The following is a 14,180-nucleotide window of genomic DNA, read 5'->3' on the forward strand; positions in this document are numbered from 1 at the left end:
CCAGGTGGTGAAAATACATCAAACAGACGTAAAGCAGGGGTACTTGAGGAGTACGTGCGGGGTCCTCGAAACGGCCGGACATGGAGACGGAGGGCCCCGGCGGGCGACAGCCGGGACCCTCCGCGTCAAGGGGCGCGGTTCCTCGCCGCCGCGCTACTCGAAGAGATCCGCGTACGAGCCGAGCGCGAGCGCGATGTCCGCCTGTGCCCAGAAGCGGTGGTAGGTGAAGGTCGGCGCGGCGCCGCCCCTCAGATACGCCTCGACCTTGGACCAGGCCGGGTCGTTCTTGTAGAAGGAGCGGATGGACGCGAAGGTGGAGGCCGAGTTGACCGCGTCACCGTTCGGCATGACGCCGGTCCAGCCGCTCGGCACGTACACCGGCTCGTTGAAGCGGCTGTAGTCGGACCGGGTCTCGGGGACCGCGATGCCCAGGGCGTCCCGGTGGTGGTCCCACATGCCGTCGAGCAGCGCCTTGGCCGTGGTCCTGGCAGCGGTGTTGCCGGACTTCGCCGCGTAGTAGGAGAGGGTCTTGGCGTACGCGGCGGCCACGCCGACGTCGTTCGTGTAGTCGGCGACGGTGACATGCAGTCCGGTGTTGGCGCCCGGCGTCGTCGCGTTCCAGGTGTCGGGCCGGCCGGACCACTGGAGGGTCGAGGGGATCCGGTACGTACCGTCCGGGTTGATGGTGGTCTTGGACAGCGCCCAGCTCACCCACTTGTCCAGCACGGTCTTGGCCGCGCTGTCACCGGTCTGGTGGTAGTACTCCGCGACGCGCTCCATGGACCACGCCTGGAAGCCGAACCACTGGTTGGACGGCGGGTCGTGGTAGACGGGGGCCTCGTCGTAGTACATGCCGTAGAACGTCGGGGTGCCCGCCGGGGGCTGGGCGTGCCGGCCCTGCCAGCTGTTGGTGGCGCCGCCCGCGATACCGCCCTCGGACGACTGGAGCCAGCGGTAGAACTCCACCTGGCGCTTGAGACTGGTGGTCCAGTCCTGCTGGCCGGTGGCCGACTTGGGCTTGAGATCGGCGTACGAGCTGAGTGCCCAGGCCGCCATCGGGTTCTGGTAGCCGCCGTGGGCGTGGCTGGAGCCGATACGCCAGGCCCAGCCGGCCGAGGTGTCGGTGGCGCCGCCCCAGGCGTAGTACCAGGAGAGGAGGTAGTGGGAGCTGTTCTTGCCGCTGCCGGCGGGGCAGGCGGTCTCCCCCACACAGTTGCCGATCCTCTTGAAGTACTTGTCGTACATGGCATAGCGGAGGTAGTCGCCCATCTTGGCGGCCTTGGCGACATTGGCCGCGATCTGGCTGCCCTTGCCCTGTTCCTTGGCCCACTCGGAGGCCCAGTAGGCGGCCTGCACCACACGGGCGTCGGCGTCGGGGGCGTTGGTGAACTTCCACTGCTTGGCGTAGGACGCGTCCTTGGTGAACAGGTCCAGATAGCCGTTCGTGCCGCCGTACTTGAAGGCGTCACAGGTCGGCTGGGTCACGGTCTCCCAGACGCTCTCCTGCGGACCGCGCTGGAAGGTGTTGATGTAGGACGGGCCCTTGTCGGCCGGGCCCGCCTCGCACTTGCCGGGCGAGTTGCCGAAGCCGTAGACGTTGTCGACGTCCTGGATCCAGTGCATGCCGTAGATGTCGTCGGTGCCGTAGGCGCTCTTCAGCTCGGCGGCGATCGGGTCGTTGCCGACCGGGACGTTGCTGTTGAGCTGCGAGGGGTACTGGGAGGGCTGGTCCCACTCGGGCGCGTAGGTGGCCGGCTTCGAGGCGTTGTAGAAGCTGTTGGTCGGCTGGTCGGCGTGGGTGGGGATCATGTACTTCTCCATGATGTCCCAGGCGCCGTTGAACTTGGTCCAGTCGCCGGTCACCTTGCCGTACATGGCCTGGAGCCAGATCAGATAGCTGTACGCCTCCGAGGTCGTCTCGTGGCCGTGGTCGGGCGCCTCGACGATAAGGGTCTCGACCGAGTGGTACGGGACGCCGTCCGGCGAGAAGTAACCGGCGGCCGGGTCGGTGATCTTGCCGTACAGCTCCAGGAACCGCGCGTCATAGGTGCCCGCGGCGGCCAGCTGGGTGACGGTGACATCGGCCTTGGCCTGCCCCGGCGCGGTGGCGGTGAAGGTGGCGGCGCCGGTGCCGGTGGCCGCGGCGGTGATGGTCACCGTCTGCGCGGTGTTCCAGTTGGCGGTGGTGAAGGTGAGGCTCGCGCCACCGGTGACACTGAGGCCGGTGTTGCCCGCGGTGCGGGCGACGGTGACATTCACACTGGCCGTCGGCTGGCTGGAGAGCTTCACCGTGAAGGTGCCCGTCTTCCCCTGCTGCACGCCCAGTTGGGTGGGGGTGGCGACCAGCGAGGGGCCCGCGACGACCCGTACGCCGACCGGGGTCGACTCGGCGGAGGCACCCTGGCCATCGTACGCCTTGGCGTACAAGGAGTGGTCACCCACGGGGACGTTCGTGTAGTCGAAGGTGTACGGCGAGGTGGTGTCGGTGCCCAGGAGCACCGTGTCGCGGTAGAACTCGACCTTGGTGATGCCCGCGCCGTCGGCGGCGGCGGCCGTGGCCGCCAGCGGGATGGTGCCGCCCGCGGTGAACACCGCGCCGGGGGCCGGGCTGGTCAGTACGGCGATGGGCGGCTGATGCGCGCCGGTGCAGGTCACACCGTTGACGGCGAAGACCGTGGGCGCGGCGTTGGCGCCGCTGTAGTTGAAGTTGGCGCCGGTGGTGGCGGCGGCGCCGGGGGCGATCCGGCCGTTGTGCGCGGCGTTCTGGACCGTGACGTTCCGGCCGGACTGGGTCCAGGTGCCGTTCCAGCCGTTGGTGAGCGTCTGGTTGCCGGCATAGGCGTACGTCAGCGTCCAGCCGTCGATGGGGTCCGTACCACGATTGGTGATCGTCAGGTCGGCGGTGAAGCCGGATCCCCAGTCGTTGGTCTTGTAGTCGACGCCGCACTGGACGGCGGCGGCCTGCGCGGGAGTGCTGTTGACCGCGGTGAGACCGAGCGGGAGGGAGAGGGCGGCCGCCAGGGCGGTGAGCAGCCGTCGGGCTCCACGGGGTCGGCGGGGCGTGCGGAAGGGGGCGGGCGAGCCAGGTGGGGAGCCACGTAAACCGAGCATGGAGGGGTCCTCCTCGCGGTCCGGTGCGGGTGGGGGTGGGGATCGAACCAGTGGGAGCGCTCCCAAGCGTTGAGCGGTCCAGTGCACCTGTCAAGACTTTGAACAAGACGCACGTCCAGCCGAGTTCGGCAATAAAAGTATTCAACGGGGCTGTTGACTCACGCCACTTCGGCGCTACCGTCGAACACAACCAGTGGGAGCGCTTCCATCAGTCATACGCCGCGTCAGGCGGCGTATCGGCCCCGAGGAGTCGCTCCATGCGAGCACCACCGCGCACAGTCGCGCTGCTGGCCGCCGCGGCCCTGGCCGTGGCGGGTACCGCCCTGATTCCGCAGGCGGTCGCGTCGGGAACCGCGGCCGCCACCTGCACGGTCGAGTACAGCACCACCAGTCAGTGGAACAACGGCTTTCAGGGCGGCGTCACGCTGACCAACAACGGAGCGCCGGTCCAGAACTGGACCCTCACCTTCGACTTCCCGGGAAGCCAGCAGGTGACCCAGGGATGGAACGGCAAGTGGTCACAGTCGGGCCGGACGGTGACCGTCGTCAACGAGACATGGAACGGCGCGATCCCCACCGGCGGCTCACTCGGCGCCGGCTTCACCGCCACCTGGTCGGGGTCCAACCCCGCCCCGACCGTCTTCAAGCTGAACGGCGCCACCTGCGACGTACCGGGCGGGCCCGGCACCCCCACCGACCCGCCGACCACCCCACCGACGGGCCCGCCGACCGACCCGGCCGGCGTGCCCCCGACGCTCCGGGTCTCCGGCAACAAGCTGGTCGACCAGAACGGCGCCACCCGCCGCATGCTCGGAGTCAACCGCTCCGGCGGCGAGTTCATGTGCATCCAGGGTCACGGATTCTTCGACGGCCCCGTCGACGACGCGTCCGTGAAGGCCATCGCCGACTGGAAGGTGAACACCGTGCGGGTACCCCTCAACGAGGAGTGCTGGCTCGGCCTGTCCCATGTCAACCCGGCGTACTCGGGGGCGAACTACATCGCCGCGGTCAAGGCTTTCGTGGCGAGGCTCAAAGCACACAACATCACTCCGGTGGTCGAACTGCACTGGACCAACGGCACCTACACGGGCGGGGACAGCCACTGCCCGGGCAGTCCGTACGCGACCTGCCAGAAGCCGATGCCCAACGCGCAGTACACACCGGCGTTCTGGACCTCGGTCGCCAACACGTTCAAGGGCGATCCGGCGGTGGTGTTCGATCTGTTCAACGAGCCGTTCCCGGACCGGGCGACCAGCAATCTCACCGCCGCCTGGACCTGCTGGCGCGACGGGGGCAACTGCCCGGGGATCGACTTCCCGGTGGCCGGCATGCAGTCCCTGGTGAACGCGGTACGGGCCACCGGCGCCCAGAACCTGGTCCTGGTGCCGGGGCTGGCGTACGGGAACGACATGCGCCAGTGGCTCCAGTACCGGCCGACCGACCCGGCGGGCAATCTCGCCGCCGCGTGGCACACGTACAACTTCAACACCTGTTCCAACGAGAGCTGCTGGAACGAACAGCTCGCCCCGGTCATCGCGCAAGTGCCCCTGGTGGCGGGCGAGATCGGTGAGAACACCTGCGGGCACTCCTATATCGACCGCGTCATGTCCTGGCTGGACGGCCGGGGCGCCTCGTACCTCGGGTGGACCTGGAACACATGGGACTGTTCCTCGGGCCCCTCTCTGATCAGCGACTACTCCGGCACGCCGACCAACTTCGGCGTGGGACTCCGTGACCATCTGAAGGGAATCTCATGAGCCGCACCACCTCTCCTCCGCGCCGGGCCCGGACGGCGGCCCTGGCCGCGTTCGCCCTGGTCGCCGCGGCGGCCGGCGCCGCGACCGGGATCAGCGGGACCGCCAGCGCCGCGGCGCCGGGCTGCAACGTCGACTACAAGATCCAGAGTTCCTGGTCCGGTGGCTTCGGCGCCGATGTCACGGTGACCAACACCGGTGACGCGATCAGCAGCTGGAAGCTGGAGTGGAGCTTCGCCGGCAACCAGCAGATCACCCAGGGCTGGAGCGCCACGATCACCCAGAGCGGTACGGCGGTCTCCGCCACCAACGCCGCCTGGAACGGCTCCCTGGCCACCGGTGGCACGGCCAACTTCGGCTTCAACGGCAATGTCACCGGGACCAACGCGATTCCCACCACGTTCAAGCTCAACGGTGTGACCTGCAATGTGCCCGGCGGCGGGGGTGGCGGCACCAACCCGCCCACCGGCAACCGGGTCGACAACCCCTATGTGGGCGCCGGGGTGTACGTGAACCCCGACTGGTCCGCGAAGGCGGCGGCGGAGCCGGGCGGCAGCAGGATCTCCAACCAGCCCACCGGCGTGTGGATGGACCGGATCGCGGCCATCACGGGCACCACCGGAGCCCGGGGGCTGCGCGCGCACCTCGACACGGCGCTGGTCCAGGCCGCGGGGAACCCGCTGGTCGTCCAGCTCGTGATCTACAACCTGCCGGGCCGTGACTGCGCCGCGCTCGCCTCCAACGGGGAGCTGGGCCCGACGGAGATCGGCCGCTACCGGACCGAGTACATCGACCCGATCGCCGCGATCCTCGCCGACACCAAGTACGCGAGCCTGCGCATCGTGACGACCGTCGAGATCGACTCGCTGCCCAACCTGGTCACGAATGTCTCGCCGCGGGTCACCGCCACCCCGCAGTGCGACGTGATGAAGGCGAACGGCAACTACATCACGGGCGTCGGCTACGCCCTGAACAAGCTCGGCGCCATCCCCAACGTCTACAACTACGTGGACGCGGGACACCACGGCTGGATCGGCTGGGACGACAACTTCAACGCGTCCGCGCAGATCTTCCGGCAGGCCGCGACCGCGTCGGGCAGCGTCAACAACGTCGCCGGCTTCATCGTCAACACCGCCAACTACGGTGCGACGAAGGAGAACAACTTCACCATCAACGACTCGGTGGCCGGCAAGTCGGTCCGTGAGTCCGCGTGGGTGGACTGGAACCGGTACGTCGACGAGCAGTCGTTCGCCCAGGCGTTCCGCCAGGAACTGATCAGCGTCGGCTTCAACTCGGACATCGGCATGCTGATCGACACCTCGCGCAACGGCTGGGGCGGTTCGGCCCGGCCCGCCGGACCCGGCGCGACCACCACGGTGGACACCTATGTGGACGGCGGACGCTACGACCGCCGGATCCACCTGGGCAACTGGTGCAACCAGTCCGGTGCCGGACTCGGCGAGCGGCCGAGGAGCGCCCCGGCGGCGGGCATCGACGCGTACGTCTGGATGAAGCCCCCGGGCGAGTCCGACGGCTCCAGCTCGCTGATCCCGAACGACCAGGGCAAGGGCTTCGACCGGATGTGCGACCCGACCTACACCGGCAACCCGCGCAACAACAACCACATGTCGGGGGCGCTGGGGGGTGCCCCGATCTCGGGTGCCTGGTTCTCGGCCCAGTTCCGGCAGCTGATGGCGAACGCCTACCCGGCGCTGTAACGCCGTCATGCCGTAACACCGCACCGCTGTCACACCGCACCACCGCGGCGCCGTGAGAACACCGTGAGATCCACGCCGGACCGGCGGGCCCCCTGGGCCCGCCGGTTCCGTGCGTTCCGGGCTCGCGGGACACCCCGGTTACTTGTGCGTAGTCCACGCCGGGGAGGTGACATCGGCGACTGTCCCACCACTCGTCCGAATGAAAACGTTGGCCCTGTCAACAGCCGAGGGGGACCGAGTGAACAAGGGATACGCCGTATTCTGCGACGCGGACCGGCACTTCTACGACGCGCCGCACCGGCTGCCGTCCACCGGTGACGCGGGACACGGAGCCCTGTACGAGGCCGCCCACCGGTCGGCGCCGGAGGGCTGGCAGCGCCACCGCTCCGGGGACTGGCTGGCCTGGCGTCCCGTCGACGCCCAACTCCCCGCGCAGGGCTGGAAGATCCATGTCGCCGCCTGTCTGGACAACGCCGAGTCGGTCCTCGAACGGGTCATGGACTACTGCGTCCCGAGGGGCATCGCCTTCAAGTTCGTGCCGAGCCGGTATCTGCTCCACACCCGTAACGCCAAGTACGCGGACCGCGCCGCCAGCGGGAAGTTCATCACCGTCTACCCGGCCGACGACGAGCGGTGCGGTGCCGTCGCCGAGGAGCTGTCCGTCCTGCTGGCCGGCGAGCCCGGACCGTACATCCTGAGCGATCTGCGCTGGGGCGAGGGCCCGGTCCATCTGCGGTACGGCGGCTTCACCGAGCGGAGCTGTTACGACGCCGAGGGCACACTGCGCCCGGCCGTCGAGGACGCCGCGGGCCGGCTCGTCCCGGACCGGCGCGGACCGGTCTTCCGTATCCCCGCCTGGGTCACACCGCCGGGCTTTCTCCAGCCCCACCTCGACGCGCGGGACGCGACGACCGTCACCGGGCTGCCGTACACCGTCGAGCGGGCGCTGCACTTCTCCAACGGCGGCGGTGTGTATGTCGGCAGGCACCACGGGACCGGCGAGAAGGTGGTGCTGAAGGAGGCCAGACCGCACGCGGGCCTGGCCGCCGACGGGGCCGACGCCGTGACCCGGCTGGCGCGTGAACAGCGGGCGCTGGAAAGGCTGTCGGGGCTCCCGTACACCCCTTCGGTACGGGACAGCCTCACCCTCGGCGGCCACCGTTTCCTGGTGCTGGAGTTCATCGAGGGCAAGCCCCTCAACTCGTTCTTCGCCCGCAGGCATCCGCTGATCGACACCGATCCGGACCCGGCGCGGCTCGCCGAGTACACCGCGTGGGCCCTGCGGATCCACCGGCTGGTGGAGGAGGCCGTCGAGGCCGTCCACGCGCGGGGTGTGGTCTTCAACGATCTGCATCTGTTCAACATCATGGTCTCCGAGGACGAGTCGTCGGTGGTGCTCCTCGACTTCGAGGCGGCGGCCCATGTCGACGACAACAGCCGCCAGACCGTGGCGAATCCGGCCTTCGTCGCCCCGGCCGACCGGCGCGGCTTCGATGTCGACCGCTATGCCCTGGCGTGTCTGCGCATCGCGCTCTTCCTGCCGCTGACCAGCCTCTTCATCGTCGACCGGGCGAAGGCCCGGCATCTGGCGGAGATGGTGGCCGAGCGCTTCCCGGTCGACCGGGCGTTCCTGGACGCGGCGGTGGCCGAGATCCTCCGCGACACAGGCACCGACGCCGACGTCAACACCGGCTCCGAGAGCGACACCGGGAGCGGCTATCTGCCGGTCGGGCCCGCCGACTGGCCGCAGGCCCGGGACTCCATGGTGCGGGCGATCCTCGCCGCCGCCTCACCCGACCGGGAGGATCGATTCTTCCCCGGCGATATCGCCCAGTTCGCCACACCCGGCGGAGGCATGTCCTTCGGCTACGGAACGGCCGGGGTGCTGTACGCGCTCGCCGAGAGCGGCGCCGAGCGCTGTGTCCCGGCCGAGGAGTGGCTGCTCCAGCGGGTGAAGACGCCCGCCTCCGGCACCCCGCTGGGCTTCTACGACGGCCTCGCGGGCATCGCCTGGACCCTGAACCGGCTGGGTCACCCCCAACCCGCCCTGGAAACAGTCGATCTGATCCTGGATCAGCCCTGGGAGTCCCTCCCGCCCGATCTGCACAGCGGAGCCGCCGGGCTCGGCCTCGCGCTCTGCGCGCTGGCGGCGGACACCGGAGACCCCGTGCTGCACGCGGCGGCGGTGCGCTGCGCCGAACTGGCCGCCGCGGCCGTGGCCGGCGGACTGCCCCGCGCGGGCCTGCTGCACGGCGCCTCGGGCGTCGCGCTGCTCCTCGTCCGGCTGTACGAACGCACCGGCGAGGCCGCCCTGCTCGACCTCGCGGCCGACGCCCTGCGCCGTGATCTGGCCCGCTGCAAGCCCGGGATCGGCGGCTCCCTCCAGGTCGACGAGGGCTGGCGCACCATGCCGTACGCCGGCGGGGGCAGTGTGGGGATCGGGATGGTGCTCGACGACTATCTCGCCCACCGGTCCGACGACGGCTTCGAGCGGGCGCGCGCCGGCATCGTACGGGCCGCGCAGTCCCACTTCTACGCGCAGCCGGGGCTCTTCCGGGGCGCCGCCGGCATGGTGCTCCACCTCAGCCGCACCACGGCGACGGGTCCGGGCACCGGTGCCGAGGGCGTACGGCGGCAGATCACCACCCTCGGCTGGCACGCCATGACGTACCGGGGCCAACTGGCCTTCCCCGGCGAGCAGATGATGCGGCTGTCCATGGACCTGTCCACCGGCACCGCCGGTGTGCTGCTGGCCCTGGCCGCCGCCGCGCCCGCCTCGACGGCACACCTGCCGTTCCTCCCGCCGCTCCGGCGGCCCCAGACCGGCTCCAGCCAGGAGCCGTAACCAGCACACCGTCCCCATGAAGGAAAGGAAGAACCATGAACCTTCTCGACCTGCAGTCGATGGAGATCCCGCAGGAGGAGGCCATCGGTGAGACGGCCACCGCGAGCTACGCGAGCCTGCTGCTCTGCTTCGGCAGCGCGCTGAGCCTCCTCACCTGCTGACGTCGCCCCGGCGACCGAGGCCCCGGGCGGTCCGCCGCCCGGGGCCTCACCCCGTCCTCCCCCCTTTTTTTCCGGTCCGCAGGAGGCCCCTCCCCGATGAAGTTCCCTCGTCGTGGAGCCCCTGGCTCACGCGCCGCCGCCCCGACCGGACATGGCCTGCTGCGCGGCGCCGTCCGCCACAGCGCGGGCCGGACCGCCGCCGTCCTCTGCTGCTCGGCCGCGTCGGCGGGCGCCGCCCTCGCAGTGCCCGCCGCACTCGGCCGGGCCCTGGACCTGCTGCTCGACAGCGGCGGCGGCAGTGGCAGCAGCGGCAGTGGCTTCGACGGTGGCAGCGGCTCGGCCCGCTGCTGGCTGCTGGTGTGCGGTGCGCTGATCGTGGCGGTGGTGCTTCTCGACGCGCTGGAGGCCCTGTTGAGCGGGGTGACCAGCGCCAGATCCACGGCCTGGCTGCGCGGGCGTGGCCTGGCCGGGCTGCTCGGCGCGGCGCCGGAGCACGGTGCGCGGCTGCCCCCCGGTGAGCTGGCGACCCGGCTCTCCGCGAACGCGACGGAGGCCGGTACGGCGCCGGTGAGCGCGGCGGCGCTGGCCGCCTCCCTGCTCGCGCCGGCGGGCGCGGTGATCGCGCTCTTCCTCATCGATTTCTGGACGGCCGTGGCGTTCCTCGCCGGGATCCCGGTGCTGCTGCTGGTGCTGCGCGCGTTCGCCCGGGACACCTCCGACAGCGCGGCGCGCTATCAGCGGGTGCAGGCGGACCTCGCGTCCCGGCTGGTGGAGGTGCTGGACGGCGCGCGTACGGTCGCGGCGGCCGGTACGGCGGAGCGCGAGCGCGACCGTATCCTCGCCCCGCTGCCCGAACTCGCCGTGCAGGGACGGCGGATGTGGCGGGTGCACGGCCGGGCCGTGGCCCGTGGCGGGGTGCTGCTGCCCCTGCTGACGACCGGTGTGCTCGCCGTCGGCGGGGTGGCGCTCGCGGCGGGCCGGATCAGCGTGGGCGATCTGCTGGCCGCCTCCCGCTACGCGGCGCTGGCGGCCGGTGTGGGCGCGGGCGCCGGGCTGCTGGGCTCGCTCGTACGCAGCCGGTCGGCCGCCCGCAGGACGGCCGCGCTCGCGGCGCTGCCGCCCCTGGCGTACGGCACCGGACGGCTCCCGGAGGCCGGGCCCGGCGCGCTCGATCTGCGGGGGGTACGGGTCGTACGGGACGGCCGGACCCTGCTCGACGGGGTGGATCTGAGCGTGCCCGGGGGTGTGTCGGTGGCGGTGGTGGGCCGTTCGGGCGCGGGGAAGTCGACGCTGGCCGCCGTCGCGGGACGGCTGACCGACCCGGACGAGGGCCGTGTCCTGCTGGACGGCGTACCGCTGGCGTCGCTGGCGCGCGGGGAGCTGCGCCGCGAGGTCGGGTACGCGTTCGAGCGGCCGGTGCTGTTCGGCGACACGATCGGCGCGGCGCTCGCCGCCGGGGCCGAGCCGGCGTCGGCGGCCCGGGTACGGTCGGCGGCCCGCGCGGCGAGCGCCGACGCGTTCGTCCGGCTGCTCCCCCGGGGGTACGACACCCCGCCCGCCGAGGCCCCGCTGTCCGGCGGTGAACTCCAGCGCCTGGGCCTCGCCCGTGCCTTCGCGCACGCCGGCCGGCTGCTGATCCTCGACGACGCGACCTCCAGCCTCGACACCGTCACCGAACGCCAGGTGGAACGGGCCCTGGCGCGCGACATCACGCCCGGCACCCGGCTGGTCGTCGCGCACCGGCTCTCCTCGGCGGCCCGGGCCGATCTGGTGGTGTGGCTGGAGGAGGGCCGGATCCGGGCGGTCGGTCCGCACCCGGAGCTGTGGCGCGTCCCCGCGTACCGCGCGGTCTTCGCGCCGCCCGGGGAGCACTCCGAGCCCAACGAGCCCACGGAGAAGGGGCGGTGAAGGGCGTGGGAGCGGGGGTGTGGCCCGCCGCGCGGAGGTTTCTCGGGCGGCGGAAGGGCGCGCTGCTCCGGCTCGGCGGCTGGTCGCTGCTGGAGGCCGCGCAGACGTTCCTCGGCGGCTACTGTCTGGCGCGGGCGCTGGACCGGGGTTTTCTGGCCGGGGACACCCGGGCGGGGCTGGGGTGGCTGGCGGTGGCGGCCGGGGCGATCCTGCTGGGCGGGCCGCTGATGCGCGGGGTCTTCGCCCAACTCGCCGAACTGGTCGAGCCGTTGCGGGACGCGCTGGTACGGCGGGCGGTGGACCGGGCGATGGCCGGGGCGCTGGCGGGCCGGGACGGCGGCGGCCGGGACCGCGCTGACGGGCGCGCGGTGTCTCGGCTCACGCACCAGACGGAGATCGTCCGGGACAGCTTCGCCGGACTGGTGCTCACGGCCCGTTCCTTCTTCTTCACGGCGGCGGGCGCGCTGACCGGGCTGCTGGCGCTGGCGCCGGAGCTGCTGGTCGTGGTCGTACCGCCGTTGCTGCTGGGGCTGGCGATGTTCCTGGGGACCCTGGCGCCGATGGCCGCCGCGCAGCGCGCGTTCCTGGACGCCGACGAGGCCCTCACCGACCGGGTCGCCGCCCTCGGCGCCGGGCTGCGCGACATCACGGCGTGCGGTACGGGGGCGGAGGCCGCCGCCCGTACACGCGAGCTGATCGACGCGGCGGCGCGGACCTCGCGCGTGCTGGCGCGATGGGCGGCCGTCCGCACCCTGGCGCTGGGCGTGGCCGGTCAGCTGCCGGTGTTCCTGCTGCTGGCCGCCGCGCCGTGGCTGCTGGACCGGGGGGTCACGGCCGGGGCGCTGATGGGGGCGCTGGCGTATCTGGTCCAGGCGCTGCTGCCCGCCCTGCACACACTGATGACCGCGCTCGGCGCGGCCGGGACGCGGCTGCTCGTGGTGCTGGAGCGCTTCGGGTTCGAGGAACCGGCCGCGCCGGAACCGGGCGCGTCGGAACCGGCCGTACCGGAACCCGCCGTGCGGGAGGCGTCCGTACCCGTACAGCCGGAGCCGCGCACACCGCGCACGCCGCACACACCGTCGCCGCGCGCCGTGCCTCCCGCCGTGGAGCTGCGCTCCGTCACACTGGCGTACGGACCCGGCGCGCCGCCCGTGCTGGAGCGGCTCGACCTGGCCGTCGGGCGGGGCGAGCACATGGCGGTGGTGGGGCCGAGCGGGATCGGCAAGTCGACGCTCACGGGGGTGGTCGCCGGGCTGCTCGCGCCCGACCGGGGATCCGTGCTCCTCGCCGGGGAGCCTGTCGCGGGGCGGGGCGCGCGGGATCTGGCGGCGCTGCGCGTGCTGATCCCGCAGCAGGCGTACGTGTTCACGGGGACGGTCCGGGAGAATCTGCTGCACCTCGCGCCGGACACGTCCGCCCCCGACCTCGTCCGGGCCGTCGACGCGCTCGGCATCGACGCCCTGATCGGCCGGCTCGGGGGACTGGAGGCCCGGGTCGAGCCCGGCACGCTCTCCCAGGGGGAGCGCCAGTCGCTGGCGCTGTGCCGCGCGTATGTCTCCCCCGCCCCGCTGCTGATCCTGGACGAGGCGACCTGCCATCTGGATCCGGTCGCGGAGGCGCGCGCGGAGCTGGCCCTCGCCGAGCGCCCGGGCACCCTGATCGTCGTCGCGCACCGGCTGTCGTCCGCGCGCCGGGCCGGCCGGGTCCTCGTACTGGACGGGACCAGCCCGGCGTACGGGACGCACGACGAGCTGCTCGGCCGGTCCGCGCTCTACCGGGATCTGGTGGGGCACTGGCAGAGCGTCTGACGCGGCGGGTGGGGCGGGGCCGCGGGGTGCGGCCGGGGGGTGAGGAGGGGCCCCGGAGGGCGGCGGTCAGAGCCAGCCCGCGCCCTGCGATATGCGTATCGCGTCCAGCCGGTTGCGCCCGCCGACCTTCCGTATCGCGGCGGCGAGATAGTTCCGTATCGTGCCGTTCGAAAGATGGAGCGAACGTGCGATTTCCTCGATCGGAGCGCCCTCCGCGGCGTGGGCGAGAACACTGAGTTCCCGGGGTGTCAGGGGCATATCCGCGGCCTCAAGGAAATCGAATGCCAGTGCCTCATCGACGAATCTCTCCCCCCGGGCGACTTTGTGGATACCTTCCACCAATCTCCCCGGCTCACCGTCCTTGCTGACGTATCCGAGCGCCCCCGCGTCAAAAGCCCTGCGCAGGGCTCCCGGTTTCCGGGCACCGGCCAGGACCAGCAACGCCGGCTCGTAGCCCAGGTCACCGGGGGTGAGTCCGGCCGGTCCCGCGTACCCGGGTGAGTCAATACAGTCGATGTCCGCCACATAAACATGCGGGGGAACACCGTACGCCCCGCGAAATGCCGTACGCCCCGCGGCGGCCGACACATCGAGCGTCTCCTCGGGCCGCAGTAACGCCACGAGCGCCGAGCGGAACAGACCCATTTTGTGCACCACGAGAACTCGGATCACGCCGTATCTCCTTTTCGCCACATCCGGCCACCGGCCATAGTGGTCATTTACCTACGGCGTGCCGCCCTCAATGCCCGGCGAATACGGTGAGGAACATGACACCGGTAGCACGGGAGGCACTTTCCGGCGCCGCGCGAGCCCCCGCGTACAGCAGTGCGCCACCGTGCGCCCCTGGCGGCGGAGCGTCCGACGCCCTCCCCCGC

At 71.6% G+C, this 14,180-nt stretch carries 8 protein-coding genes; 6 read left to right on the top strand and 2 right to left on the bottom strand.

All coding sequences use genetic code 11. The annotated features are described in order from the left end of the window. Nucleotides 1–153 precede the first annotated feature (153 nt). Complete coding sequence (locus DVK44_RS00895; protein WP_114657742.1) at nt 154–3,111, bottom strand: glycoside hydrolase family 48 protein; 2,958 nt, start codon at nt 3,109–3,111, stop codon at nt 154–156. Between the two features lie 257 nt (nt 3,112–3,368). Between DVK44_RS00895 and DVK44_RS00900 the strand changes: the two genes are divergently transcribed. From DVK44_RS00900 to DVK44_RS00925, 6 genes are all read left to right on the top strand, one after another. Then, on the top strand, nt 3,369–4,868 hold the full coding sequence (locus DVK44_RS00900) for a cellulase family glycosylhydrolase (RefSeq protein WP_114657744.1): 1,500 nt from the start codon (nt 3,369–3,371) through the stop codon (nt 4,866–4,868). Next, nucleotides 4,865–6,583, top strand: a complete 1,719-nt coding sequence (locus DVK44_RS00905) for a glycoside hydrolase family 6 protein (protein ID WP_114657746.1) — start codon at nt 4,865–4,867, stop codon at nt 6,581–6,583. The genes DVK44_RS00900 and DVK44_RS00905 overlap by 4 nt, the downstream gene beginning before the upstream one ends. Nucleotides 6,584–6,821: 238 nt before the next feature. Beyond that, the gene (gene lanKC, locus DVK44_RS00910) at nt 6,822–9,428 is read left to right on the top strand and encodes a class III lanthionine synthetase LanKC (protein ID WP_114657748.1); all 2,607 of its coding nucleotides are present in this window, start codon (nt 6,822–6,824) and stop codon (nt 9,426–9,428) included. 35 nt (nt 9,429–9,463) lie between these two features. Beyond that, the gene (locus DVK44_RS00915) at nt 9,464–9,589 is read left to right on the top strand and encodes a SapB/AmfS family lanthipeptide (protein ID WP_114657750.1); all 126 of its coding nucleotides are present in this window, start codon (nt 9,464–9,466) and stop codon (nt 9,587–9,589) included. Between the two features lie 96 nt (nt 9,590–9,685). Next, nucleotides 9,686–11,497: an ATP-binding cassette domain-containing protein gene (locus DVK44_RS00920; protein WP_114657752.1), complete on the top strand. Its 1,812-nt coding sequence runs from the start codon at nt 9,686–9,688 to the stop codon at nt 11,495–11,497. Continuing rightward, nucleotides 11,494–13,305: an ATP-binding cassette domain-containing protein gene (locus DVK44_RS00925; protein WP_114657754.1), complete on the top strand. Its 1,812-nt coding sequence runs from the start codon at nt 11,494–11,496 to the stop codon at nt 13,303–13,305. Before DVK44_RS00920 ends, DVK44_RS00925 begins: the two co-directional genes overlap by 4 nt. Nucleotides 13,306–13,371: 66 nt before the next feature. Here the strand turns inward: DVK44_RS00925 and DVK44_RS00930 are convergent, their stop codons facing one another. Beyond that, a complete protein-coding gene (locus DVK44_RS00930) occupies nt 13,372–13,977 on the bottom strand; it encodes a response regulator transcription factor (RefSeq protein WP_269439569.1) in 606 nt (201 codons plus the stop codon). Nucleotides 13,978–14,180: the final 203 nt, after the last annotated feature.

It is taken from the genome of Streptomyces paludis (assembly GCF_003344965.1).
Classification (GTDB): Bacteria; Actinomycetota; Actinomycetes; order Streptomycetales; family Streptomycetaceae; genus Streptomyces; species Streptomyces paludis.